This window comes from Streptomyces sp. PsTaAH-124 (assembly GCF_000373685.1).
Classification (GTDB): domain Bacteria; phylum Actinomycetota; class Actinomycetes; order Streptomycetales; family Streptomycetaceae; genus Streptomyces; species Streptomyces andamanensis.
Map to the genome: position 1 here is coordinate 18,185 of NZ_KB892173.1, position 24,554 is coordinate 42,738.

Annotated in this window: 25 protein-coding genes; 10 read left to right on the top strand and 15 right to left on the bottom strand. The window is 72.5% G+C overall.

Annotated features, from left to right (window positions below):
- Positions 1 to 126 precede the first annotated feature (126 nt).
- Entirely contained in the window at positions 127 to 831 is a 705-nt protein-coding gene (locus B086_RS0119915) for an RICIN domain-containing protein (RefSeq protein WP_026252596.1), read from the top strand.
- A 108-nt stretch (positions 832 to 939) separates the two neighbouring features.
- Here B086_RS0119915 and B086_RS0119920 read toward each other — a convergent pair whose 3' ends face one another.
- Positions 940 to 1,359, bottom strand: coding sequence for a VOC family protein (locus tag B086_RS0119920; RefSeq protein WP_018568193.1), 420 nt, complete (start codon positions 1,357 to 1,359; stop codon positions 940 to 942).
- 82 nt (positions 1,360 to 1,441) lie between these two features.
- Between B086_RS0119920 and B086_RS0119925 the strand changes: the two genes are divergently transcribed.
- Together B086_RS0119925 and hemB are read left to right on the top strand one after the other, a co-directional pair.
- Entirely contained in the window at positions 1,442 to 2,398 is a 957-nt protein-coding gene (locus tag B086_RS0119925) for a helix-turn-helix transcriptional regulator (protein ID WP_037873721.1), read from the top strand.
- A gap of 122 nt (positions 2,399 to 2,520) precedes the next feature.
- On the top strand, positions 2,521 to 3,513 hold the full coding sequence (gene hemB, locus B086_RS0119930) for a porphobilinogen synthase (RefSeq protein ID WP_026252597.1): 993 nt from the start codon (positions 2,521 to 2,523) through the stop codon (positions 3,511 to 3,513).
- Here the strand turns inward: hemB and B086_RS40300 are convergent.
- Both B086_RS40300 and B086_RS0119940 read right to left on the bottom strand, forming a co-directional pair.
- Positions 3,477 to 3,701, bottom strand: coding sequence for a hypothetical protein (locus B086_RS40300; RefSeq protein WP_018568196.1), 225 nt, complete (start codon positions 3,699 to 3,701; stop codon positions 3,477 to 3,479). The genes hemB and B086_RS40300 overlap by 37 nt on opposite strands.
- A 194-nt stretch (positions 3,702 to 3,895) precedes the next feature.
- A complete protein-coding gene (locus B086_RS0119940; RefSeq protein WP_018568197.1) occupies positions 3,896 to 4,666 on the bottom strand; it encodes a DUF4232 domain-containing protein in 771 nt (256 codons plus the stop codon).
- A 236-nt stretch (positions 4,667 to 4,902) separates the two neighbouring features.
- Between B086_RS0119940 and B086_RS0119945 the strand changes: the two genes are divergently transcribed.
- The 3 genes from B086_RS0119945 to B086_RS0119955 all read left to right on the top strand — a co-directional run bounded on the left by B086_RS0119945 (position 4,903) and on the right by B086_RS0119955 (position 8,207).
- Positions 4,903 to 6,261, top strand: a complete 1,359-nt coding sequence (locus tag B086_RS0119945) for a helix-turn-helix domain-containing protein (protein ID WP_018568198.1) — start codon at positions 4,903 to 4,905, stop codon at positions 6,259 to 6,261.
- 82 nt (positions 6,262 to 6,343) lie between these two features.
- Positions 6,344 to 7,246 carry an SAM-dependent methyltransferase gene (locus tag B086_RS0119950; RefSeq protein ID WP_018568199.1) on the top strand — a complete coding sequence of 301 codons (903 nt, stop codon included), beginning with the start codon at positions 6,344 to 6,346 and terminating at the stop codon, positions 7,244 to 7,246.
- A 58-nt stretch (positions 7,247 to 7,304) separates the two neighbouring features.
- A complete protein-coding gene (locus B086_RS0119955; RefSeq protein WP_018568200.1) occupies positions 7,305 to 8,207 on the top strand; it encodes an SAM-dependent methyltransferase in 903 nt (300 codons plus the stop codon).
- Between the two features lie 18 nt (positions 8,208 to 8,225).
- On the opposite strand, the gene B086_RS0119960 is transcribed toward B086_RS0119955, so the two are convergent.
- Genes B086_RS0119960 through B086_RS0119970 form a run of 3 tightly spaced genes read right to left on the bottom strand, consistent with a single transcriptional unit; the run spans position 8,226 to position 10,040 of the window.
- Complete coding sequence (locus B086_RS0119960; protein WP_018568201.1) at positions 8,226 to 9,002, bottom strand: DUF4253 domain-containing protein; 777 nt, start codon at positions 9,000 to 9,002, stop codon at positions 8,226 to 8,228.
- Between the two features lie 34 nt (positions 9,003 to 9,036).
- Positions 9,037 to 9,216 carry a DUF397 domain-containing protein gene (locus tag B086_RS0119965; RefSeq protein WP_018568202.1) on the bottom strand — a complete coding sequence of 60 codons (180 nt, stop codon included), beginning with the start codon at positions 9,214 to 9,216 and terminating at the stop codon, positions 9,037 to 9,039.
- A complete protein-coding gene (locus B086_RS0119970) occupies positions 9,213 to 10,040 on the bottom strand; it encodes a helix-turn-helix domain-containing protein (RefSeq protein WP_018568203.1) in 828 nt (275 codons plus the stop codon). Before B086_RS0119970 ends, B086_RS0119965 begins: the two co-directional genes overlap by 4 nt.
- Positions 10,041 to 10,152: 112 nt before the next feature.
- Between B086_RS0119970 and B086_RS0119975 the strand changes: the two genes are divergently transcribed.
- A complete protein-coding gene (locus B086_RS0119975; RefSeq protein ID WP_018568204.1) occupies positions 10,153 to 10,560 on the top strand; it encodes an ATP-binding protein in 408 nt (135 codons plus the stop codon).
- 1 nt (position 10,561) lies between these two features.
- Here B086_RS0119975 and argS read toward each other — a convergent pair whose 3' ends face one another.
- Positions 10,562 to 12,325 carry an arginine--tRNA ligase gene (gene argS / locus B086_RS0119980; protein ID WP_018568205.1) on the bottom strand — a complete coding sequence of 588 codons (1,764 nt, stop codon included), beginning with the start codon at positions 12,323 to 12,325 and terminating at the stop codon, positions 10,562 to 10,564.
- A gap of 247 nt (positions 12,326 to 12,572) precedes the next feature.
- On the opposite strand from argS, the gene lysS reads away from it, so the two are divergent.
- Entirely contained in the window at positions 12,573 to 14,315 is a 1,743-nt protein-coding gene (gene lysS / locus B086_RS0119985; protein WP_018568206.1) for a lysine--tRNA ligase, read from the top strand.
- Positions 14,316 to 14,406: 91 nt separating this feature from the next.
- Here the strand turns inward: lysS and B086_RS0119990 are convergent, their stop codons facing one another.
- The 3 genes from B086_RS0119990 to B086_RS0120000 all read right to left on the bottom strand — a co-directional run bounded on the left by B086_RS0119990 (position 14,407) and on the right by B086_RS0120000 (position 17,801).
- Complete coding sequence (locus tag B086_RS0119990; protein WP_018568207.1) at positions 14,407 to 15,690, bottom strand: DUF2637 domain-containing protein; 1,284 nt, start codon at positions 15,688 to 15,690, stop codon at positions 14,407 to 14,409.
- 136 nt (positions 15,691 to 15,826) lie between these two features.
- The gene (locus B086_RS0119995) at positions 15,827 to 16,777 is read right to left on the bottom strand and encodes a DUF3558 domain-containing protein (protein WP_234029338.1); all 951 of its coding nucleotides are present in this window, start codon (positions 16,775 to 16,777) and stop codon (positions 15,827 to 15,829) included.
- Between the two features lie 145 nt (positions 16,778 to 16,922).
- Complete coding sequence (locus B086_RS0120000) at positions 16,923 to 17,801, bottom strand: hypothetical protein (RefSeq protein ID WP_018568209.1); 879 nt, start codon at positions 17,799 to 17,801, stop codon at positions 16,923 to 16,925.
- Positions 17,802 to 18,007: 206 nt separating this feature from the next.
- On the opposite strand from B086_RS0120000, the gene B086_RS0120005 reads away from it, so the two are divergent.
- A complete protein-coding gene (locus B086_RS0120005; RefSeq protein WP_018568210.1) occupies positions 18,008 to 19,201 on the top strand; it encodes an RtcB family protein in 1,194 nt (397 codons plus the stop codon).
- A 21-nt stretch (positions 19,202 to 19,222) separates the two neighbouring features.
- Here B086_RS0120005 and B086_RS0120010 read toward each other — a convergent pair whose 3' ends face one another.
- The 5 genes from B086_RS0120010 to B086_RS0120030 all read right to left on the bottom strand — a co-directional run bounded on the left by B086_RS0120010 (position 19,223) and on the right by B086_RS0120030 (position 23,014).
- Positions 19,223 to 20,491 carry a tyrosine-protein phosphatase gene (locus B086_RS0120010; RefSeq protein ID WP_018568211.1) on the bottom strand — a complete coding sequence of 423 codons (1,269 nt, stop codon included), beginning with the start codon at positions 20,489 to 20,491 and terminating at the stop codon, positions 19,223 to 19,225.
- A gap of 43 nt (positions 20,492 to 20,534) precedes the next feature.
- Positions 20,535 to 20,771 carry a hypothetical protein gene (locus B086_RS0120015; RefSeq protein ID WP_018568212.1) on the bottom strand — a complete coding sequence of 79 codons (237 nt, stop codon included), beginning with the start codon at positions 20,769 to 20,771 and terminating at the stop codon, positions 20,535 to 20,537.
- On the bottom strand, positions 20,771 to 21,547 hold the full coding sequence (locus B086_RS0120020) for an SDR family NAD(P)-dependent oxidoreductase (protein ID WP_018568213.1): 777 nt from the start codon (positions 21,545 to 21,547) through the stop codon (positions 20,771 to 20,773). The genes B086_RS0120015 and B086_RS0120020 overlap by 1 nt, the downstream gene beginning before the upstream one ends.
- Before the next feature lie 50 nt (positions 21,548 to 21,597).
- Complete coding sequence (locus B086_RS0120025; protein WP_018568214.1) at positions 21,598 to 21,939, bottom strand: YnfA family protein; 342 nt, start codon at positions 21,937 to 21,939, stop codon at positions 21,598 to 21,600.
- 100 nt (positions 21,940 to 22,039) lie between these two features.
- Positions 22,040 to 23,014, bottom strand: coding sequence for a LysR substrate-binding domain-containing protein (locus tag B086_RS0120030; RefSeq protein ID WP_018568215.1), 975 nt, complete (start codon positions 23,012 to 23,014; stop codon positions 22,040 to 22,042).
- Positions 23,015 to 23,145: 131 nt separating this feature from the next.
- Here B086_RS0120030 and B086_RS0120035 point away from each other — a divergent pair, with 131 nt between their 5' ends.
- A complete protein-coding gene (locus B086_RS0120035; RefSeq protein WP_018568216.1) occupies positions 23,146 to 24,501 on the top strand; it encodes an MFS transporter in 1,356 nt (451 codons plus the stop codon).
- The last annotated feature ends 53 nt before the right edge of the window (positions 24,502 to 24,554 follow it).

Here is a 24,554-nt window from a genome sequence, read left to right on the forward strand (position 1 = left end):
TCCTCTCTGGCCCCATCAGGCTTCCGATGCTCCAAAAACGCACTTGCACCGCTTTCGTGAACAGACGTGACCAGACGTGAACGAACAGAGAGGCGCATGACTGTGAGACGTAGCGTCAGACGTACCGTGTCGGCTTCGGGAACGGCTCTGCTGGGAGTGCTGACGGCCGTGGTCGTCCTCCCCGGCACCGCACAGGCCGCGAGCCCGGGGAGCTGTTCGGCTCAGCGCAACGGCCCGGTCGGTGCCGTGTCGTGCAGCGGGGTGGCACCGAGCACGGTGTGGCGGGCGGAGGCCGGCTGCTTCTACGTCGACGGCGGGACGCCGGTCGACTACAAGGTGTACGGCAGCCTGGTCACCGGCAACGGCACCTCGACGGCCGTCTGCTCGCTGCCGCGCTCCTACGTGGGCAAGCTGCTGGACGCGGTGGTCGTGGGCGTCTCGGGCAAGCAGGGCCGCCTGGTCGGCTACGGCGGCAAGTGCGTGGACGTGAAGGGCGGCAAGACCACGGTCGCCACCCCGGTCCAGATCTACGACTGCAACGGCACGAACGCGCAGTGGTGGACCATCGGCGACGACCACACGGTCCGGGCGCTGGGCAAGTGCCTGAACGTCGTCTGGGGCGGCACCGCCAACGGCACCAAGGTGGAGATCTACGACTGCATCGGGGACAGCCAGAGCGAGAAGTGGGTGCTCCAGAACGACGGCTCCCTGCGGAACGAGAACTCCGGCAAGTGCCTCGACGACCTGGGCTTCAACACCGCCAACGGCACCCAGCTGGGCATCTGGGACTGCAACGGCGCGGCCAACCAGAAGTGGGTCGTGACCCCCTGACCCCGTGACCGGGCGTGAACCGGAGCCGGTCCCGCCCGGGGGGAGCGGGACTGGCTCCTCCACGCGCGGAACGGCTCTCGCACGCGACGGGGCCCGCGGGCCGGTGCCTCAGACCAGGGTCGTGATGCAGAACGGATGGCCCGCCGGGTCCAGCAGGACCCGCCAGCGGCCGGGGGAGGGCTGGTGGCCGGGCTTCTCCGCGCCCCGGGCCAGCAGATGGGCCTCGGCCGCGTCCAGGTCGTCGACGCCCACTTCGAGGTGGGCCTGCTTGCCCTGGTCGCCGTCCGGCCAGGTGGGGCGGCGGTGGTCGGCGAGGCGGTGGAAACCGAGGCCGGGGGCGCCCTCGCGGGAGAGGAAGAAGAAGTCCTCGGTGGAGAAGGTGACGGGAAGGCCGAGCATCTCGCTGTAGAAGCGGGCCAGTTCGGCGGGGTCGGAGCAGTCGAAGGTGACGGCGGCGTAGCGGAACGCGGGGGATGCGGATGCGGTGTGCTCGGCGTTCCCGGCGTTCTCGGTGTGCTCAGTGCTCATGCGAGGACCGTAGGACGGGACCAGGACAGTTCCGGTCCTGGTTGTCCGTCCGGCCGTGCGGCGGCTGTGGAAGACTTCCGGCGTGATCAGTGCGTCCGCCCGGCTGCTGCGGCTGGTCTCCGTGCTGGCCGCCCGGCCGTCGTGGACCTGTGCCGAGCTGGCCGAGCGCACCGAGGTCACCGAGCGCACGGTGCGCCGCGACATCGCCCGGCTGCGGGAGATCGGCTACGCCGTCGAGTCCGAACCGGGCCCTTGGGGCGGCTACCGGCTGCGGGCCGGGTCCCGGGTGCCGCCGCTGATCCTGGACGACGAGGAGGCCCTGGCCGTGGCCGTGGGCCTGCGCGAGGCCGCGCTGAGCGGGGCGCTCGGCGGCGACCAGGCCGCGCTGTCGGCGCTGCTGAAGCTGCGCCAGGTGCTGCCGCGCCGGATCGCGGAGCGGCTGGAGGAGATGGACGCGGCCTTCGTGCACACCCCGCGCAGCGCCGCGCCGCAGATCACCTCCGGGATGCTGCTGGAGCTGGCCGCCGCCTGCCGCCGGGCCGAGCGCGCCCGGCTGGCGTACCGGGACGGCAAGGGGCGGTCCACCGTCCGGGACGTCGACCCGCACCGGCTCGTGCACACCGGCCGCCGCTGGTACTTCGTCGCCCGGGACGTGGACCGCGACGAGTGGCGCACCTTCCGCGCGGACCGGGTCGAGCGCGTCCAGCCGACCGGGCAGCCGGTGGAGCTGACCGACGCCCCCGACCCGGCGCAGCTCGTCTCCCGTTCCACCGCCAACGGCCCCTACCCGCTGACCGCGACGGTCCGCCTCCCGCTGTCCCTGGAGGAGGCGCTGCGCCTGGTCCCGGCGACCGTCGGCACCCACCGGCCGGACGGCCCCGGCGCCACCGTCGTCGAGATCGGCGGCCCGGACCCGGACGGCCTCGCCGGATACCTGCTCGGTCTGGCCGTACCCCTGCGCGTCCTGGCCCCGGACTCCGTGCGGGAGGCGCTGGCTCGCCGCACCCGCGAGCTGCTGGCCGCCCAGTCGGACGACTGACCGCCCCGGATCAGGCTCCACCGAGGGGCCGCGCGGGGCGGTGGTTCCGTGGTGCGGAGGGGGTGCCGGGGTCGACAGGGCGTCGGCAAGAGGGTGTCCGGGGCGGGCGTAGCGTAGGGGACATGACGACGTACGGATCCTTTCCCGGTACGCGACCTCGTCGGCTGCGCACCACTCCCGCCATGCGGCGCATGGTCGCCGAGACCCGGCTGCACCCGGCCGATCTGATCCTGCCCGCCTTCGTGCGCGAGGGTGTCGCCGAGCCGGTGCCGATCACGGCGATGCCCGGGGTCGTGCAGCACACCCGCGACAGCCTGAAGAAGGCCGCCGCCGAGGCGGTCGCCGCCGGGATCTCCGGGATCATGCTCTTCGGCGTGCCGGAGGAGGCCAGGAAGGACGCCGCCGGTACGGCGGGCACCGACCCGGACGGCATCCTCCAGGTGGCGCTGCGCGATGTGCGCGCCGAGGTCGGCGACGACCTGCTCGTCATGTCCGATCTGTGCCTGGACGAGTTCACCGACCACGGCCACTGCGGTGTCCTGGACGCCGAGGGCCGGGTCGACAACGACGCGACGCTGGAGCGGTACGCCGAGATGGCGCAGGTCCAGGCCGACGCGGGCGCCCATGTCGTGGGCCCCAGCGGGATGATGGACGGGCAGATCGGCGTCATCCGCGACGCGCTCGACCAGATCGGCCGGGAGGACGTCGCCGTCCTCGCCTACACCGCGAAGTACTCCTCCGCCTTCTACGGTCCCTTCCGCGAGGCGGTCGGCTCCTCGCTCCAGGGGGACCGCAAGACCTACCAGCAGGACCCGGCGAACCTGCGCGAGTCGCTGCGCGAGCTGGCCCTCGACCTGGAGGAGGGCGCCGACATGGTCATGGTCAAGCCGGCCGGCCCCTACCTCGACGTCCTGGCCAAGGTGGCGGACGCGGTGGACGTACCGGTGGCGGCGTACCAGATCTCCGGTGAGTACGCGATGATCGAGGCCGCGGCCGAGAAGGGCTGGGTGGACCGGGAGCGGGCCATCCTGGAGACCCTGACCGGCATCAAGCGGGCCGGGGCGCGGAACATCCTCACCTACTGGGCCGTCGAGGTCGCGCAGAAGCTGCGCTGAGGACCGGGCTGGACGGCGGCCGTCGCACACGGCCGCCCCAGCGACGCCGAGTCCGTGGACGGCCCCTCGTCGCGTACGCCCTGACCGTCGTCGCAGCCCGTCAGGGCGGCCAAGGCGGCGAGCACGAGCACCGTCGCGGCGAGCAGCCGGACGCGGGCGGGGCGTGCGCGGGTGGGGCGTGCGGGCATGGAAGATCCCCCTGAGGGCGGGCACGAGCGGTTCTTGTGAGGTGGAGGCCGTGGTCGGCGGCGGGTGCTGCCCAGCTTGATCCGTGGGCACCACCCCGCGCCACAACCGGCCCCCGATGCGGGACGCCGGAACGTCACTACCCCCTGTGACCTGCGCAGACGGCGTCCCTCTGGGATGCGGTACGGGACGTGGATCAGAAGTCCACGGCCGGTTCCATGGTGCTCTCCCAGTACGTCACCGTCAGCTTGTCGTCGACGTAGACGCTCCTGCCGGGCAGCGCGACCGTGCCGATGGAGCCGTCGTCGAAGGGGATCGTCAGGGTGGTGACGGTGTGCCCGTGGTCCCCGTCGCCGGACAGGAGCACGCCCGCGTAGCCGGACTGGCCCGGCTCCAGCGTGGTCACCGCCTGCGGCTTGGTCTCCTCGGCCACCGGCGGCACCGACTGCGCCTCGCCGAAGCGGGCCGCCGGGTACATCGGCAGCATGCAGGTCCGCGAGCCCGTGTTCGTCGCGGTGATCAGCAGGTGGTTGAGGGGACGGGAGACCGTGGCCGCCTTGAAACGCAGGCTCTTGGCTCCGCACTTCGCGAGCTTCCCGGAGGACGCGTCGGAGTCGCCGGTGTCCCGCGAGCCCGCGCCGGAACCGCTGCCGCCGCTCTTGGAGGTGCCGCCGCTCGCGGAGGAGCCCTTCCCGGCGGCGGAACCGGAACCGGAGTTCGAGCCCGAGCCCGAACCGGAGCCCGTCCCCGTCCCCGTCCCGGTCCCGTCCGGGGCCTTCGTACCGGCGGAGGCGGCTCCGGACGGCTGCTCGTTCTGTACGGATCCCGCGGGGGCGGCGGAGGACGCGGCGCCCGCGCCGTTGTCGTCGCCGCCGCTCTGGCAGGCCGTCAGGGACAGGGCGGCGGCGGCGATCGCGGCGGCGGTGAACAGCCGGGTGCGGCGGGTGCGGCGGATGCGAGCGGACATGGCAACTCCTCGGTACGGATGAGTGGGAGGCCGTGGAGAACGGCGCTCGACCGGTCGCCGTGAGGCGGTGGGCCGGGAGCGCCGTGTTCGGCTGATCCACAGCTTGTGGGAGGATCCGTCCCGGCGGCCACAGCTGCCGGGACAACCGGGATGCTGGAATGCCAAAAGCGGGTCTGACCTGCGGGAACGGCAACCGTCTGGGACGCCGTCCGGGGATGCGAGGAGGGGGCTGGAGGGTGACCGGGGACGATTTCGCCGGGCTGCTGCGGGAGCTGAAGGAGCGGTCCGGACTCAGTTACGGGGCCCTCGGCAAGCGCCTGCACATGAGCGCGTCGACCGTGCACCGGTACGTCAGCGGTGACGTCGTACCGACCGACTACGCGCCCGTCGAGCGGCTGGCCCGCCTCTGCCGGGCGACCCCCGACGAACTCCTCGAACTGCACCGCCGCTGGGTCCGCGCGGACGCGCTGCGCGGGACGAAGGGGGCGGGTCCGGCGGCCGGGGCGACGGCGCAGGACACGTCGGAGGGCACGGTGGAGGACACGGCGGACGGGACGGCACCGGCCGGCCGTTCCGCCGGGACCGGATCACCGGCCGCGCCGGACCCCGCCCCCGCCCCCGCGCTTCTCGATCACGGCCCCGGCCCCGGCTCCGGTCCTGGATCCGAGGACGCGGGCGGACCGCGCGGCCGCCGTCGTCCCACCGCCCTGCTCGCGGGCGCCGGGATCGTGGCGGTGGCCGCCGCGACCGCGCTCGTGGTGCACCTGGTGCCGGGCGGCCGTGCCCATCCGTCCGGCACCGCGGAAGGCGCCGCCGCCGCGGTCTCCGCCACCGGCACCGAAGACCGCACCACGCCTTCGACGGACCCGGACGGCAGCGCGTCCCCCTCGCTCGCGCCCTCGCGCTCCGCCTCCGCCCCGCCGTCCTCCTCGGCTCCCGGGCACACCCCGGCCGCCCCGCGCTCCACCTCGTCCCGCGCGAACGGCCGGCCGGGCGCCGTGCCGGTCACGGTCGGCGTCACCCCGTACTACTGGGACGTGCCCTGTGAGCAGAGCTTCCTGGTGGACCGCAGCCCGAAGAACGTGCCGCCGCCGCCCGGACTCCAGGACGTGGTCGGCTGGGGCACGCCGCTGGGCGCGGTCGCCGCCGACCGCCAGATGGTCGTGCTCACCGTGCAGGGCAGCGGCGCCGAGACGGTCGTGCTCCAGGGGCTGCACGTGCGGGTGGTGCGCAGTGACGCGCCGCTGACCTGGAACTCGTACGCGATGAGCAACGGCTGCGGCGGCGGGGTGGACACCAAGTCCTTCGACGTCTCGCTCGACCTGGGCAACCCGCTGGCCCAGCCCATCGCCGGACAGCGGAACTTCCCGTACAAGGTCAGCGAGTCCGACCCCGAGGTGTTCTACGTCAACGGGCACACCGCCGGGCACGACGTGAGCTGGTACCTGGAGCTGGACTGGTCCAGCGGCGACCGGCACGGCACCGTCCGCGTCGACGACCACGGCAAGCCGTTCCGCACCAGCGGGGCGCAGGGCCGTCCGCGCTACGTCAGCCCGCTGGGCGGCCACGGCTGGGAACGGGAACTGGGGAGCTGAGTGCACCGGGCCCCGGGCGCGGCCAAGTGCCGTGGGCGGCTAGGTTGTTCGCGATCGGACGACCTTTACAGGGAGAAGCGCCATGCCCGGTGATGCCCTCAGCCACGACTCCGCCGAGCTGCGGAGCCGGATCGACTCGACCAAGCCGCATCCGGCGCGGGTCTACGACGTCCTGCTGGGCGGCAAGGACCACTACCCGGTCGACCGGGAGGCGGCGGCGCGGGCCATCGCCCAGCACCCCCGGGGCTACCTCACCGCCCGCTACAACCGGGACTTCCTGCGTCGCGCGGTCACCACGCTCGTACGGGACGAGGGCATCCGGCAGTTCCTGGACATCGGCACCGGGCTGCCGACCGCCGAGAACGTCCACCAGATCGCCCAGCGCCTCGCCCCCGAGACCCGGGTCGTCTATGTCGACAACGACCCGATCGTGCTCACCCACGCCCGCGCGCTGCTCACCTCCGGGCCCGAGGGCCGCACCGACTACGTCGACGCCGATCTGCGCGACCCGGCGCAGATCGTCGAAGAGGCCGCCCGCACGCTCGACTTCGACCGGCCCGTGGCGCTGGTGCTGCTCGCGGTGCTGCACTTCATCGAGGACGAGGCGGCCTACGGCCTGGTCCGGGACCTGCTGGCGGCGCTGCCCCCGGGAAGCTGGCTGGTCCTGAGCCATCTGGCCGAGGACCTCAATCCGGCGGGCACCTCCAAGGTGGTGGGCTCCCTGAAGAACAGCGGGATGACCTTCGTGCTGCGCACGCGCGAGCAGGTCGAGCGGTTCTTCGGCGACAACGGGCTGACCCCCGCCGAGCCGGGCATCGTCCCCGTGCACCACTGGCGGCCGGACGGCGCGGCGCCCGTGCTGCGCGTGCCGGACCCGGAGTACCTGGAGTCCCTGGAGCTGATCGACCGGATCAAGTACGCCGACATCAACGACCCTTCGGCGGGCGACCCCAGCATCCACGCGGCCATCGCCCGCAAGCCCTGACCACCGTCCGCCCCTTCGCACTCCTCTCGCACTCCCTTCGCACCCCAGGAGGTACGACGTGCCCGGTGACGCCCTCAGCCAGGACCCCGCCGGGATCCGGCGCCGGATCGACACCACCAAGGCCCATCCGGCGCGGGTCTACGACGTCTTCCTGGGCGGCAAGGACCACTACCCGGCCGATCTCGCCGCGGCCGCCGCCGGACTCGCCGCCAACCCGCGCGGCTACCTCGACGTCCGGCACAACCGCGACTTCCTGCGCCGGGCCGTGACCACGCTCGCCGCCGAGGACGGCATCCGCCAGTTCCTCGACATCGGCACCGGCCTGCCGACCGCCGAGAACGTCCACCAGATCGCCCAGCGGACCGACCCCGGCGCGCGGGTGGTGTACGTCGACAACGACCCCGTCGTCCTCGCGCACGCCCGCGCGCTGCTCACCTCCGGGCCCGAGGGCCGCACCGACTACATCGACGCCGACCTCCGCGACCCCGCCCACATCCTCGAACAGGCCGCGAACACCCTCGACTTCGACCGGCCGATCGCCCTCTGCCTGGTCGCGATCCTGCACTTCGTCGCGGACGAGGAGGCGTACCCGATCGTCCGCGAACTGCTGGACGCGCTGCCCGCCGGGAGCCGGCTGATCCTCAGCCACCTCACCGACGACCTCAACCCGGAGAAGGTCCGCGCGGTGCAGCGTGCCTACACCGAGCGTGGTTTCACCTTCGTGCTGCGCTCCCGCGCGGACGTCGCCCGCTTCCTCACGGACAACGGCCTGGAGACGGCCGCGCCCGGTGTCGTCCCCGTCCACCACTGGCGCCCCGACCACGCCGCGCCCGTCCCCGAACAGCCCGACCCGGCCTACCTCGACACCCTCGACGACATCGAGCAGGTCCGCTACCGCGCCATCGACGACGTCACCGACGCCGACATCAACCTGTACGCGGCACTCGGCGTCAAGCCGTAGCCCGCGCCGCCGCCGCGCTCAGTCCCACCAGAAGTGCCAGGACCGGCCGCCGGTCAGCGTCCGCGCGTACGCCTCAAGGCTCTCCTCCACGCTGTCCGGGCAGAACGCGAAGTGCTCCGCCGCCACTGCCTCCGCCTCGGCGGGGGTGGCGGGCGGCGCGGCCACGGACACGGTGAGGTGGTCGAAGCCCAGCGCCACGACCCGTATGCCGAAGCGGTCCTCCCACGAGCGGAGCACCGCGCACAGCCGGGCCACGTCCTCCTCGTGGTTCACCGGGCCGCTCCAGCCGATCGCCGCCGGTATGTCCGCGCTGCGCCGCGCGGGCACCAGCGCCAGATGCGGGTCCTTCAGCCAGGGCCGCCCCTCCGCGAGCGCGTCCGCCAGCTCCGCCGCCCGCACGTCCGGCGCCGCCGTCAGCGACAGCGGCTCCGCCAGTCCCGGCCACTCGCCCGCCCGCTCCACCGCCCACTCGGGCCAGCACTCCGCGAGCACGTCCTCGGCGTCATGGTCACCCGGATACGACGTCTCGCCGGGCGCCAGCTCCCAGTCCTCCGGGCCGCCCTGACCGCCGTTCAGATCCAGCAGCACCGGCAGCAGGCCCACCCGGGCGGCGGGCCCGCCCAGCGCCGCCCAGTTGCCGGACGCCACGGCGCGCCCGGCGCACCACAGCAGCGGTTCGCGCCACGGACCGTCGTCCGTCGCGTCGATCAGGCTCCCGGGCGGCAGTTGCAGCCCGAGGGAACGCCCGCTCGGATCGGCGGCGAGCTTGGGCAGCGGATTCGGAAGAGTCGCCATGCCAGTGACTGTAGGCGCAGCCACTGACAATCCCTCACCTGACCGAGTCGGTGAACGCTTCCCAAGTCGCCGGTGAGACACGGAGGGTGGGCGCGTCGTCCGAGTTCTTCGAGTCCCGGATGTGGATGGTGTGGGGGCAGGCGGCGACTTCGAGGCATGCGCCGCCCTGGTCACTGCTGTAGCTCGACTTGAACCACTCAAGTGGGGTGCTCATTGCTCTCCTAGCAGACGGTCGAGCAGGCCCTTCGACTCCCCTGGAGTCATGGCCTGTGACCGCAGCATCGCATATTTGCGTGCCATCACAGACACCTCGTCCGGGTCCGCCACCCACTGGCTGCCGCGCTGGCCTTCTGCATAGGCCAGGTGGTGGTGGTCGGGTGTCTCCAGGAGGATGAAGGGGCCTGCCATGCCAGCGTGCCCTGAGGTCCGTGTAGGAAGGAACTGCAAGGACAGTCCTGGCCGTTCAGTGCACTCGCGCAGACGCCTGAGCTGCTCCCGGCGAACCCTGTCCCCTCCGACTCGGATATGCAGGACAGGCTCCCAGACGATGAAGCTCATCGTCGGCGGACACTTTCGCTGGAGGATCTCCTGGCGGTTGATGCGTCCCGCGACCTTGGTGGCGAGTTCGTCCTCGTCGTACGCGGGGACGTGCTCACTCAGGACAGCGCGGGCGTACGGTTCGGTCTGGAGCAGTCCGGGCAGTACGGCATTGTCGTACCAGGACAGTGACACCGCTTCCCGCTCATGGACCATGTACTGCTCGGCGAACATCGGGTACTGGTCGATCTCCGGCAGCTTGTCCACCCCGGCCGACAACATTCCCTTGGTGTCCAGCAGTTCATCGAGCGTGGCCGCGACATCCGGCATCAGCGGTCGTCTGCCCTGCTCGATGGAGGCGACGGTCTCCTCGTCCACCATCAGCCGTTCCGCCAGCACGCGCTGCGTGAAACCGGCCGCTTTCCTCGCGGCCTGCACCTGCGCGCCCAGCATCTTCAGCGTCGAGAAGTTCTTCTTCCGTGGCTGCTTCTTGGTGCTCATGCCGGTCCAACTCCCCACGCCCCGCTCGTGGTGACCCTTGCCGACCCGTACAGATTACGCGTACGGGTTCACTCACTGATCCAGCGTAGTGACTCTGCGCGACATTCGTCCCGTGATTCAGTCAACCGAACTCCCCTACCAGCGCGATCAGTTCTACCGGCGTGACCGCCGGTCCGTGCCGGCCGCCCGGCGGCTGGCCGAGTGGGCGCTGCGGTTCTGGGGGCTGGCCGAGTGGACGCGGGCCGAGGACGTGGCCCTGTGCACCAGCGAGCTGGCCACCAACGCGCTGCTGCACGGCGTACCGCCGGGCCGTGGCTTTCTGCTGCGGGTGCGCTACGACGGCGCCGTCGTACGCGTCGAGGTGCACGACAGCGGTGACGGGGTGCCGCGCATCCCGGAAGGGCCCCCGGACGCGGCCGAGGGCGGACGCGGGCTGCTGCTCGTGTCCGCCCTCAGCGACAAGTGGGGCGTGGGGGAGCGGAATCCCGGCAAGGTGGTGTGGGCCGAGTTCGCTCGGTGACTCAGAGCCTTTCGGGCGCCTGGATGCCCAGCAGGGCCATGCCCTGCCGGAGCGTGCGGCCGGTGACGTCGGTCAGGAAGAGGCGGTTCTCCACCTGCTCCGGCGTCTCGGCCTTCAGGACCGGGCACTTGTCGTAGAACGTGGTGAACAGGGACGCGAGCTGGTAGAGGTACGCCGTCAGCTTGTGCGGGGCGTACTCGGCGGCGGCCTCCGCGACCGTCTCCGCGAACTGGTCCGCGTGCAGCCCGAGCGCCCGCTCGGCCGGGGACAGCTCCAGCTCGGGGTGGGCGGCCGGGCGGACCTCGCCCGCCTTGCGCTGGATGGACTGGGTCCGGGCGTACGCGTACTGGAGGTAGACGGAGGTGTCGCCGTTGAGCGAGACCATCTGGTCCAGGTCGAACTTGTAGTCCCGGCTCGCCGAGGTCGACAGGTCCGCGTACTTCACCGCGCCGATGCCCACCTGGGCGCCGCGCTCGGCGATCTCCTGCTCGGACAGGTCCTGCGCCTTCTCGCGCACGACCGCAGAGGCGCGGTCGATCGCCTCGTCCAGCAGGTCGACCAGGCGCACCGTCTCGCCCTCACGGGTCTTGAACGGCTTGCCGTCCTTGCCGAGGACCGTGCCGAAGGCGAGCTGCTGGGCCTTGACGTCCTCGCCGAGCCACCCGGCCCGGCGCGCGGTCTCGAAGACCATCTTGAAGTGCAGGGACTGCCGCGCGTCCACCACGTACAGCAGGGTGTCGGCCTTCAGGTTGAAGACGCGGTCGCGGATCGCGGAGAGGTCGGTGGCCGCGTAGCCGTAGCCGCCGTCCGACTTCTGGACGATCAGCGGGACCTTGTTGCCGTCCGGGCCCTTGATGTCATCGAAGAAGACGCACAGCGCGCCCTCGGAGCGGACCGCGACGCCCGACTCCTCCAGCAGGCGGCAGGTCTCGGCCAGCATGTCGTTGTACCCGGACTCGCCGACGATGTCCGCGTCCCGGATCTCCATGTCCAGCTTCTCGAAGACGGAGAAGAAGTAGATCTTCGACTCGTCGACGAACTTCTGCCACATGGCGAGCGTGTGCGGGTCACCGGCCTGGAGGTCGACCACCCGGCGCCGGGCGCGCGTCTTGAACTCCTCGTCGGAGTCGAACTTCCTGCGCGCGGCCTTGTAGAGGCGGTCGAGGTTGGACATCGCCTCCTCGCCGCTCACCTCTCCGGCCCGGTGGTCCAGCTCGTGCGGGTGCTCGTCCAGATACTGGATGAGCATGCCGAACTGGGTGCCCCAGTCACCGATGTGGTGGCGGCGCACCACGGTCTCCCCGGTGAACTCCAGGAGCTGGACGACCGCGTCGCCGATGACCGCCGAACGCAGATGGCCGACGTGCATCTCCTTGGCGACGTTCGGCTGGGCGTAGTCGATGACCGTGGTGCCCGGGTGGTCGGCGTGCGGCACGCCGAGCCGGGCCGCCGGGTCGGTGACCCGCGCGGACAGGTTCTCGATGATCGCCTTGTCGGTGACCGTGATGTTGAGGAAGCCGGGCCCGGAGACCTCGATGTCCCCGATCACGTCACCGGTGACCACCCGCTCCATGACCTGCGCCGCCAGCTCGCGCGGGTTCGCCTTGGCCTTCTTGGCCAGCGCCAGGATCCCGTTGGCCTGGAAGTCGGCCCGGTCGCTTCGTCGCAGCAGCGGGTCCGCGGCGGCGGCCTCCGGCAGGGCGGCCGAGAGCGCGTTCGCGAGACGCTGGTGGACGGAGGCGGTGAGGGACGTGACCGAGGCCATAGGAATGGGTGCCGTTCTCGTCTGGGGATAATGAGTCCCGCTCAGTATCCCACGGGGGGTAAACCGAATTTTCCGTCCGCCCGGCCAACCCCGGGGCGCGTCCCTCCGTCCAACGCCGTGGAAAGGCGTTTTCGTGGATGCCGCCCGGCCTGGGAGAATGGGACGGTCAGCCGTGTGACCGCGTGGGCGGCCCACGGAGAGCTTCCGGAATCTCCAGGAAACTCCAGGAAACTTCAGGAAAGAGGACGTGCCGATCGTGGCTCAGAGCACCGAGACCACCGACTGGGTCTCCCGTTTCGCGGATGAGGTCATCGAGGAGTCGGAGCGCCGGGCCCCTGGCAAACCCGTGGTCGTCGCCTCGGGTCTGTCCCCCTCCGGCCCCATCCACCTGGGCAACCTGCGCGAGGTCATGACCCCGCACCTGGTCGCCGACGAGATCCGCCGCCGCGGCCGCCAGGTCCGGCACCTGATCTCCTGGGACGACTACGACCGCTACCGCAAGGTCCCGGCGGGCGTCCCCGGCGTCGACGAGTCGTGGGCCGAGCACATCGGCAAGCCGCTGACCTCCGTCCCCGCGCCCGCAGGCTCCGCCCACCCGAACTGGGCCGAGCACTTCAGGGCCGCCATGGTCGCCTCGCTCGCCGAGCTGGGCGTGGAGTTCGACGGGATCAGCCAGACCGCGCAGTACACCTCCGGGGTCTACCGCGAGCAGGTCCTGCACGCCATGCGGCACCGCGCCGACATCGACGCGATCCTCGCGCAGTACCGCACCAGGCCGAAGACCGGCGGCAAGAAGCAGCAGAAGCCGGCCGACGAGGCCGAGCTGGAGGCCGCCGAGGGCTCGGGCGCCGCCGCCGAGGACGACGGCAGCTCCGGCTCCGCCGGATACTTCCCGTACAAGCCGTACTGCGGCAACTGCGAGAAGGACCTCACCACCGTCACCGGCTACGACGACGACTCCACCGAGCTGACGTACACCTGCACGGCGTGCGCCTTCTCGGAGACCGTCCGGCTCAGCGAGTTCAACCGCGGCAAGCTGGTCTGGAAGGTCGACTGGCCGATGCGCTGGGCGTACGAGGGCGTGATCTTCGAGCCGTCCGGCGTCGACCACTCCTCGCCCGGCTCGTCCTTCCAGGTCGGCGGGCAGATCGTCGGCATCTTCGACGGCAAGCAGCCCATCGGCCCGATGTACGCCTTCGTCGGCATCTCCGGCATGGCGAAGATGTCCTCGTCCAAGGGCGGCGTGCCCACGCCCGGCGACGCGCTCCAGATCATGGAGCCGCAGCTGCTGCGCTGGCTGTACGCCCGCCGCCGCCCCAACCAGTCCTTCAAGATCGCCTTCGACCAGGAGATCCAGCGGCTGTACGACGAGTGGGACAAGCTGGCCGGGAAGGTCGCCGACGGCAGCGCGCTGCCCGGTGACGTCGCCGCGTACACCCGCGCGGTCGGCACCGCCTCCGGCGAGCTGCCCCGGACGGCCCGCCCGCTGCCGTACCGCACCCTCGCCTCGGTCGCCGACATCACCGCCGGCCACCAGGACCAGGCGCTGCGCATCCTCAGCGAGCTGGACCCCGCCGACCCGCTGTCCTCGCTGGACGAGGCCCGCCCGCGCTACGACAAGGCCGAGGCGTGGATCAACACCCACGTCCCCGCCGACCAGCGCACCATCGTCCGCGCCGAGCCCGACACCGACCTGCTGAAGTCGCTGGACGAGCCGTCCCGGCAGTCCGTGCGGCTCCTGCTGGACGGCCTCGCCGAGCACTGGTCGCTGGACGGCCTCACCCACCTGGTCTACGGCGTGCCCAAGGTCCAGGCCGGGTTCTCCGCCGACGCCACGCCCAAGGAGCTGCCGCCGGAGATCAAGACCGCCCAGCGGACGTTCTTCGCGCTCCTCTACCACCTGCTCGTCGGCCGCGACACCGGCCCGCGCCTGCCCACGCTGCTGCTCGCGGTGGGCCAGGAGCGGGTGCGGACGCTGCTCGGCGCGTAGGCGCTCCGCGGGACGCCGCAAGACAACGGGAAGGGGGCCCTCCAGGCGGAGGGCCCCCTTCCCGTTGTCCGCTCGTCCGGCGCGTGCGCGGCTACGCGATGTGCTCCTCCATCAGCTCGTCGTTGAGACGGGCCGTGAAGCGGTCCATGTACTGGTTCAGCTCGCGGGACTGGAGGCGCACTCCGTACGCCGCCTCGACGTTCGCGGCGAAGGTGCCGGGCGTCGGCATGCCCTCGCCCTCGATCGAGTACCGGAACACCTGGTACAGGCCCTCCTCGTCCGGCGCCTGCTCCGGCGCGGCGCCGCCGTCGCCCAGCTCACGAGTGCGGTTCGGACCCGCGGGGACGGGGAAGCCGCCCGTGTCCTCGGGGGACGGCTGCCGGGGAGCGGGCTGCTGGGGTGCGGGCTGCTGGGGCGCCTGCTGGTCCGGCTGGTCGGGGTGCTGCTCCTCGTACCACTCGTCGTACGGCGGCTCCGGGCCGTACGACGGCTCCGGCTCGTACGTCGGGTCGTACCCGCCGTGGTAGTCGACCTGCCGCGGCGCCTGGAACCACGGGCTCTCCGCCGGATCCGGCACATACGCCTGCTGCTCCGGCTCCGGGCCGCGCTCGGCCACCAGCGCGCGCGGCTGCCCGCCGCCCGGCACCGCCGCCCGCCGCGCCTCGGCGGCCACCGCCGGCTGCGGCGCGGACACCGGAGGCAGCAGCGCGGGCTCGATGCCCGCCGCCGCCAGGCCCGCGGGCGCCGTCTCCGCCAGCGGCACGCCGTAACGGGCGAGCCGCAGCGGCATCAGCGACTCCACCGGAGCCTTGCGGCGCCAGGCCCGGCCGAAGCGCGAACGCATCCGCGCCTGGTAGACCAGCCGCTCCTGCTCCAGCTTGATCACCTGCTCGTAGGAGCGCAGCTCCCACAGCTTCATCCGGCGCCACAGCAGGAACGTCGGCAGCGGCGACAGCAGCCAGCGGGTGAGGCGGACCCCCTCCATGTGCTTGTCGGCCGTGATGTCCGCGATCCGGCCCACGGCGTGCCGCGCAGCCTCCACCGCCACCACGAACAGCACCGGGATCACCGCGTGCATCCCGACACCCAGCGGATCCGGCCACGCCGCCGCGCCGTTGAACGCGATCGTCGCCGCCGTCAGCACCCACGCCGTCTGGCGCAGCAGCGGGAAGGGGATCCGGATCCACGTCAGCAGCAGATCCAGGGCGAGCAGCACACAGATGCCCGCGTCGATGCCTATCGGGAACACATAACTGAAGTCCCCGAAGCCCTTCTTGATGGCCAGCTCGCGCACGGCCGCGTACGAACCCGCGAAACCGATACCGGCGATGATCACGGCGCCGGCCACGACCACGCCGATCAGTACCCGGTGCATCCGAGTCAGCTGCAATGGCGCGGCCACTCGTACTCCCCTCCCCTTGCCTCCTGTTGCGCGCAACAGAGTGGCACATCCGTGCGGGGAACGGATGGCCGGATCCGGCGGTCCGCTCCGCCCGGCCGCGCGCGGACGGCTACCGAGCGGACTTCGACGCCGACTCCGAGGGGGCGGTCGTCGCCGACGGCGAGGTCGAACCGGAGGCCGGCGCGGACGCCTTCCCCGACGCCTCACCCGACGCCTTCCCGGAGGGCGAGGACGCGTCCGAACCGGCCGCGGAACCCCCGCCACCGGCGCCGTTCGCCGACTTCACCGAGGCCACCGCCTCCTTGGCGGCCCGCACCGCGTCCTTCGTCAGGTCGTCCGCGTCCGGCGCCTTGTCACCGGCCAGACCCGCGCCGTTGTAGTCGAGCGTGACCACCACGTTCTCCACCCGGGCCACGACCGTCTGCTGCTTGAAGGCGCCCTCCTTCTTCTTCAGGTCGTAGCGCACCGCCGTCGCCTCGTCGCCCGCCCCGGACACCGGCTCCGACTTCGTCTTCTGCGCGTCCGTCACGTTCTGCGCGTCCCGCACCTGCTTGCCGTAGTACTCGCGCGCCTGCGCCTCGCCCGCACCGCGCGCCGTGTCCGACTCGAAACGCAGCAGCGAGACGTTCAGCCAGCGGTACTGGGAGCCCTTCACGCCGTTGTTCGTCAGCCCGTTCCACGAGCAGCTCGCCCGCGTCGACACATCGCTGGAGGCCCCCGCCTTCGCGGACTTCTCGCCCTTGGGCACCAGATCGCCCAGCGTCTTCTTCGCGAACACCTTGCACGCGTCCGGCAGCTTCCCGTAGACCGCGGCCCGCACGGTCGGCGACGGGCTCGCCGTCGCGGACGCCGAGGCGCCGCCCGGGGCCGCCGCGCTCGCCGTGGCGGACGCGTCGTCCGAACCGGAGTCCGAGGAGGACGAACAGGCGGCCGCCGTCAGCAGCAGCACCGGCAGCGCGGTCGCGCACACGACGGCACGGCGCAGCCGCGGTGCCCCCGCGGCACGCCCCTCCCGCTGGTCACGCCGGTCACGCTGTTCTCGCTGAGCTGCTCGCTGCATGGTTCCTTCACTCATGACGCTCGTGGTTCCCTGCGTTTCGGATCACGGTCTGATCAGGTCCGGGGGCCACCGTACGCAATCGGTCAGCGGTGTGGTCCGCCTTCCCGCGCATCACGGCACCGCGCCAAGTGCCGTGCCGCGGAGGTCAGCCGCCCAGCGAATCCGCGAGCTGCGCCGCCAGATTCCGGGCCCTGTCCTGCATTTCCTTGCTGTCCGGGACCGCGCCGACACCGGCCGGCTGCTCCTCGTACTCGATGGTCACGATCACGTTCGACGTGCGGAACACCACAGTCACCGTCCGCTGTTTGACCGTCGAACCGGAGCTGCTGAGCGCGTCGTCGAGGAACGCCTCGTCGCCGAGGTCGTCGAGGGTGCGGGGCTGGATCTCGGCCGGGTCGGTGACCGGGGCGGAAGCCGTGGACGAAGGCGCGGAAGGTGCGGAGGGGCCGCCGGTGGAGTGGGAGGAGGGCGCGCCGCCGGGGGTGCCGCCGGACGGCGAGGGGGACCGGGAGGCGGACTGCGACGCGGAGGACCCGGACTGCGACTGCGAGCCGCCGGACGGGGTGAGCGGGGCGGGCAGGTCCGCGGCGCTCTGCCGGGTGGCGAAGACCGCCTCGGCCTGGCTGTCGTCGCTCACCGCGTTGTCGTAGGAGACGACCCGCTCGAAGTCGATGTGCAGATGGTCGGTGGCCTCGGCGGAGTCCACCTTCCAGCGGCAGCCGACCTTGCGGTCCGTGTCGTAGGTGAGCGTGGCCTCGCCGTCGTACGCCTTCTCGCGCTGCTCCGGGTCGGTGAGCTGCTGGATGCCGGGCAGCAGCGTGTCGAGGGTGCTGTGGCCGACCGCGCGGCACGCCTCCGGGAGCGTGCGGTATTTGCCCGGCTGGGCCGCCGCCGTCGCGGGTCCCGGACCGTCCGGGTTGGCGTTGTCCGCCCGGCCGCCGTCCGACGAGCCGCCGGAGCAGCCGGCCAGCAACAGCGCCGCGAACAACGCGGCGGCGCCGGATACGTACGCCTTCCGCAGCACGGTCAGGCTCCTCTCGACGGGGGTCGGTCACCCGGGCCGCCCGGTGGTTAATCGCTTGCCGGGCGGGGGCGTCTCCTGGAGACAATGTGTATCGCACGCACTGCCGTGGACGCCGGTCCGATGTCCTGTTTCGTCGACCTTGGCGCCGGTATTGCGATTCGCCACTTCTGAGACTTCTGTACGTTTACCGGGGGAATGAGGACGCTATGTCGTACGTGGAAATGCCGGGCGCGAAGGTACCCATACGTCTGTGGACCGACCCCGCCTCGGTCGAGGACGTGGCGCTGCGCCAGCTCCAGAACGTCGCCACCCTGCCCTGGATCAAGGGCCTGGCCGTCATGCCCGACGTGCACTACGGCAAGGGCGCGACCGTCGGCTCCGTCATCGCCATGCGCGGCGCGGTCTGCCCGGCGGCGGTCGGCGTGGACATCGGCTGCGGCATGTCCGCCGTGAAGACGTCCCTCACCGCCAACGACCTGCCCGGCGACCTCTCCCGCCTGCGCTCCAAAATCGAACAGGCCATCCCGGTCGGCCGCGGCATGCACGACGACCCCGTCGACCCGCACGCCTTCCACGGCCTGGCCACGGCGGGCTGGGACGGCTTCTGGGGGCGGTTCGACGGCGTGGCCGAAGCGGTCAGATTCCGTCAGGAACGGGCCACGAAGCAGATGGGAACGCTCGGAGGGGGCAACCATTTTGTAGAGGTTTGTACGGACACGACCGGTTCTGTCTGGTTGATGCTCCACTCCGGTTCGCGGAACATCGGCAAGGAACTGGCCGAGCATCACATCGGCGTCGCGCAGAAGCTCCCGCACAACCAGGGCCTGGTCGACCGTGACCTGGCGGTGTTCGTCGCGGACACCCCGCAGATGGCCGCCTACCGCAACGACCTGTTCTGGGCGCAGGAGTACGCCAAGCACAACCGCACGCTCATGATGGCGCTGCTGAAGGACGTCGTCCGCAAGGAGTTCAAGAAGGCGAAGCCGGTCTTCGAACAGGAGATCTCCTGCCACCACAACTACGTGGCGGAGGAACGCTACGACGGCATGGACCTGCTGGTCACCCGCAAGGGCGCGATCCGCGCGGGCTCCGGCGAGTACGGCATCATCCCCGGCTCGATGGGCACCGGCTCCTACATCGTGAAGGGCCTCGGCAACGAGAAGTCCTTCAACTCCGCCTCGCACGGCGCCGGGCGGCGGATGAGCCGCAACGCCGCCAAGCGCCGCTTCTCCACGAAGGACCTGGAGGAGCAGACACGGGGCGTGGAGTGCCGCAAGGACTCCGGTGTGGTCGACGAGATCCCGGGTGCCTACAAGCCCATCGAGCAGGTCATCGACCAGCAGCGGGACCTCGTCGAGGTGGTGGCGCGGCTCAAGCAGGTGGTCTGTGTGAAGGGCTGAGAAGGGCCGAGGAGGGCTGCGTCAGTCCCGGAGCCGCTTCTCCAGCAGGGTCACCGCGTACGGGGTGCCCGTGCTGCTCGGTTTGGTGGGGTGTTCGCCGGTGGCTGTGTAGCCGGCCGTCTCGTAGTAGGCGCGCAGGCGGGGGTTGGTGGTGAGGCAGTCGAGGCGGGCGTAGGGGCGGCCGGTGGCGGTGATGCGGGACTCGGCCTCGGCGAGGAGGCGGCGGCCGGTGCCGGGCGGGGCGGTGTGCGGGGCGGTCATCAGGCGGTGGATGTAACCGGCGTCGGCGGGGCGGGGGCCCCAGGCGTCGGGGTCGTCCCACCACAGTTCCCAGGCGCCGGCCAGGTGCTCGCCCGCGTGGGCGAGCCAGACCTCGCCCTCGCGCATCCGGGTGCGGAAGTGGGCCTCGTCCTTCTCGCCCGGCTTCCACTGGTCGATGCCGCGGGCCAGCTGCCGCAGGGCGGCGCTGTCGCGCAGCCGGACCAGCAGCGGCGCGTCGGCGGGGACGGCGCGGCGGAAGGCCAGCGGCGGCCAAGTGGCGGGGGCGGGCTCCAGGAGGTGGGCGCGCAGGGTGGCGGCGAGCGCGGACGCGTCCAGTTCCAGGGCGTCGGTGACGTACGCCTCGACGGAGCCGTACCTCTCCCTCAGGGCGGCCAGGAACAGGCGCATCACCGCGGCGGGGGCGCGGCCGTAGCCGGGCCAGCGCGGGGTGCGGCCGCCGTTGCGGGCCCGCCAGTCGGCCAGCAGCATCGGGGTGGCCAGTTCGGTGAGGGAGAAGTCCTCGACGACGGTGGGCTCGGGGACGCCGAGCAGGGTCAGCACCAGCGCGGCCAGTTCGCCCGTGCGGTCCTTGCCGGAGGCGCAGTGGAAGACCAGCGGGGTGCCGGAGACGGCCGCGTCGCGGATCAGCTCCAGGGCGGCGCGGATCTCCTTGGCGCCGTCCTCGGCCACCTCCATGTACCGCGCGGCCAGATACGGGCCCGGGTCCACCTCGGGGCCCAGCGCGGGCTGGTCGTAGGGGCGGTGCTCGATGCTGAGGTTGTGGTACGTGAAGGAGGGGTGCTCCGGGACCCGGCCCTGGCGCTCGACCTCCCAGCCGTGGCGCAGGTCGATCACGGTGCCGATCCCGAGGGCGAGGAAGCGGTCCCAGTCCGGGGCGGCGCGGTCCAGCTTGCCGAGGCCGTCGGCGCGGTAGAGGAGGCGCGGGCGGACCCGCAGGCCGTCCTCGGTGGCGTACCCGCCGAGGTCACGGACGTTGCGCAGGGCGTCGAAGCGTATGTGTCTGTCCACGGTCGGTCACCTTACGGCGGGGGCAACGCGACCGCGTGGGGCCTCACTTGGCGTGGCGGACCGCGTAGATCATGACGAACGCCACCACGTGGATGCCGAAGAGGAAGTAGCCGAGGTAGTACCAGACGTAGCGCTCGCGCTTCTTCTCCTCCGCCAGGCGCCGCTGCTCGGCGGCGGTCCGCTCCCGGGCGGGCAGGCCCTGGGCGGGAAGGCCCTGGGTGGCGGGGCCCGGTCCGGGGGTGTCCGGACCGGAGGCGTTCTGGGGCGTCGTCATCGTCATCACCGCTCCCGGTGCACCTTGGTGTTCGACGCCTGGGCGCGCGGGCGCACGACCAGGAGGTCGATGTTGACATGGCTGGGGCGGGTCACCGCCCAGGTGATGGTGTCCGCGACGTCGTCGGCCGTCAGCGGCTCGGCGACGCCCTCGTAGACCTTGGCCGCCTTCTCGGTGTCGCCGCCGAAGCGGGTCAGCGCGAACTCCTCGGTGCGGACCATGCCCGGCGCGACCTCGACCACCCGGACCGGCTCGCCGACGATCTCCAGGCGCAGCGTCTCGGCGAGGACGTGCTCGCCGTGCTTGGCCGCGACGTACCCGGCGCCGCCCTCGTAGGTGCCGAGGCCGGCCGTGGAGGAGACGACGACCACGGTGCCGTCGCCGCTCGCGGCGAGCTTGGGCAGCAGGGCCTGGGTGATGTTGAGGGTGCCGATGACGTTGGTCTCGTACATCGCGCGCCACTGGGCGGGGTCGCCGGTGGCGACCGGGTCGGCGCCGAGCGCGCCGCCCGCGTTGTTCACCAGGACGCCGATGGTGCGGAAGGCGCTCGCGAACTCGTCGACGGCGGCCCGGTCGGTGACGTCGAGCTGGTAGGCGGTGGCGGAGTGGCCGGCCGCGGTGATCTCCTCGGCCAGCGCCTCGATGCGGTCCTTGCGGCGGGCGGTCAGCACCACGCGGTATCCCGCGGCGGCGAGCTGCCGGGCCGTGGCGGCGCCGATACCGCTGCTCGCACCGGTGACCACGGCGATGCGGGAGGCGGCGGACGGTGCGGCGGTGGCCATGGGCTGCTCCTCGGGTTCGTGCGCTCGGCTCAGCCCAGCGTAGGCGAACCTCAGCCGCCGTTCCTCGGGGCCCACATGATCAGCGCCATTCCGGCCAGGCAGACCGCGGCGCCCGCGAGGTCCCAGCGGTCGGGGCGGTAGCCGTCCGCGACGACGCCCCACAGGATGGATCCGGCCACGAAGATCCCGCCGTAGGCGGCGAGGATGCGGCCGAAGTGCGCGTCGGGCTGGAAGGTGGCGACGAAGCCGTACGCGCCGAGCGCGAGCACGCCGCCGGCCGCCCAGAGCCAGCCGCGGTGTTCGCGCACGCCCTGCCAGACCAGCCAGGCGCCGCCGATCTCGAGGAGCGCGGCGACGACGAAGAGGGCGGCGGAGCGGAGGATCAGGGGCATGGGGGCAGCTTTTCACGGCGGGCGCGGGGGCTTCGCGGGGTGGCCGGGCCGGGCCGGTCAGGGGCAGGGGCAGGGGGGGCCGGGTGGTGCGGTGGGTCCGTCAGGGGGTGGCCGGGGTGGCCGGGGTGGTGCGGCGGGCCCAGGGTGGGGTCCAGATCTCGCCGGGGGCGCGCCGGGTGCGGGCGGCGCGCAGGAGGTGGTCGCGCAGGGCGGCGAGCGCGGGGTGTGGGTTGTCGCGGTGGTGCAGGAGGCAGTGCGGGTACGCCGGGACCGGGTGGCGCAGTGGGATGCGGCGCAGGTCGTAGTCGGCGGGCCAGAGCACGCGGGTGAGTTCGCCGACGAAGGTGGTCAGGGTGGGGGACTCGGCCAGGACGTCGGGCAGGGGCTCGGTGCCGAAGTGCGGTCCGATCACGTCGATGGTGAGGCCGAAGGCGGCGGCGAGGTCGGCGTAGTAGGCGGCCCACTCGGTGCCGCTGCCCAGCTCGGGCATCCAGATCGGGTGCCCGGCGAGGTCGGCGGGGCGCACGGCGCGGGCGTCGGCGAAGGGGTGGGCGGGGCCGGTCAGCAGGTGCAGGGGCTCGTCCAGGACGGGGACGGCCGCGATGTCGTCGGGCAGGTTCCGGCCGGGCTGGAGGACGGCGCGGAACGAGGCGTCCACGGTGCCGGCGCGGAGCGCGGCCACCGCCGCGTCGGCGTCGTAGAGGGTGACCACGTCGAGCGCGGTGTCCGGGTGGGCGCGCAGGAAGTCGCGCAGCAGCCCGGAGGGGGCGAGCTTGCGGCCGATGACGTCCACGCGCAGCGCGCGCCGGCCGGGGCGTACGGAGGCGGCGGCGCGTTCGGCGGCGCGCAGGAGTTCGCGGGCGTGCGGCAGGAACGCCTGGCCGTCGACGGTGAGCCGGGCGCCGCGCGCGGTGCGGGTGAACAGCCGGGTGCCGAGGGCCTTCTCCAGGGCGGCCACCCGCTTGGAGACGGCCTGCTGGGTGACGGCCAGATCGGTGGCGGCGTCCTGGAAGCGGCCCGCGTCGGCGACGGCGACGAAGGTGCGTACGGCGGTGAGGTCCAGGTCCGGGTCCACGTCGGCCGACCCTACTGCCACCGGGGCGCCACAACCGCCGGTTGTGGGCCGAGTGCCCCGGCGGTTGTTTGCCGGGCGGGACGGGCGGGGGCTTGGATGGGCGGCCGGTCGGCGGCGGGAGGAGAGTGCGCGTGGGGCGTGACCGGGAGCGACGGGAGCGGCAGCGGGAGCCGCGGCGGCCGGGGCTGGGGCGGCGGTTCGGGTGGCTGTGGGCGGCGTACGCGGCGAGCACGTTCGGTACGTGGCTGGCGTTCGACGCGTTCGCGCTGATCGCGGTGCTGGTGCTGCACGCCGGGCCGGCCGAGGTGTCGGTGCTGGCGGCGGCCGGTCCGGCGGTGGGCGCGGTGCTGGCGGTGCCGTTCGGGCCGTGGGTGGAGTTCCGGCGCAAGCGGCCGGTGATGATCGCCACCGATCTGGCGCGCTGCGCGGCGCTGCTGACCGTGCCGGTCGCCTACGCGTGCGGTGTGCTCGGGTTCGTCCAGCTGCTGGTGGTGTCGGTGCTGGTCGCGGCGGCGGACATCGCGTTCGGCGCGGCGAGCGGGGCGTATCTGAAGGCGCTGGTGCCGAAGACGGACCTGCTGGTGGCGAGCAGCCGGTTCGAGTCGACGATGTGGACGGCGTCGGTGCTGGGGCCGCCGGCCGGGGGGTTCCTGGTCGGGGTGTTCGGGCCGGTGGTGACGGTGGTGGCCGACGCGGTCAGCTATCTGCTCTCGGCGCTGGGGGTGCGCGCGATCGGCGGTACGGAGGCGGCCCCGCGGGCGCGTCCCGCGCGGACGGAGGGTGCGGAGGGGGACGCGGAGGGGGGTGCGCCGGGGCGGCTGCGGGCGGCCGACCTGCTCGACGGCTGGCGGTTCGTGCTGACGCATCCGGTGCTGAGGCCGCTGTTCTTCAACACGCTGCTGACCAACGCGCTGATCATGGCGGCGGCGCCGCTGCTGGCGGTGCTGATGCTGGGCCCGCTGGGGTTCGCGCCGTGGCAGTACGGCCTCGCCTTCGCCGTGCCCTGCCTGGGCGGGCTGCTCGGCTCGCGGCTGGCGGGCCCGCTGGTGAGGCGGTACGGGCGGCGCCGGGTCCTGCTCGCCACGGGGGCGCTCAGGGTGTGCTGGCCGGTGGGCCTGGTGTTCGTACGGCCCGGGGTGCCGGGACTGGCGGTGGTGATGGTGGTCGAGGTGGTGCTGATCACCCTGTGCGGGGTGTTCAACCCGGTGTACAGCGCCTACCGGCTGGAGCTGACCCCGTCGGACCGGGTGGCCCGCACGCTCGCGGCCTGGTCGGCGAGCGGCAAGCTGACCACGGCGGCGGTGACCGCGCTGTGGGGTCTGCTGGCGGTGTTCACCGGGACGCGTGCCGCGATCGGTCTGGCCGGACTGCTGCTGTTCGTGACGCCGGTGCTGCTGCCGTGGCGGACGAAGGGCGGGGACGGGGACGAGGGGCGCGGTCCGGAGGGGGAGGCGGAGGCGCTGGCGGCGGGGACCGGGGCGGCCTGAGCCGCCGAGGAGCCGGGCGGCGGAGGGGTGTCGCGGGGCGCGGAGGGGATGCG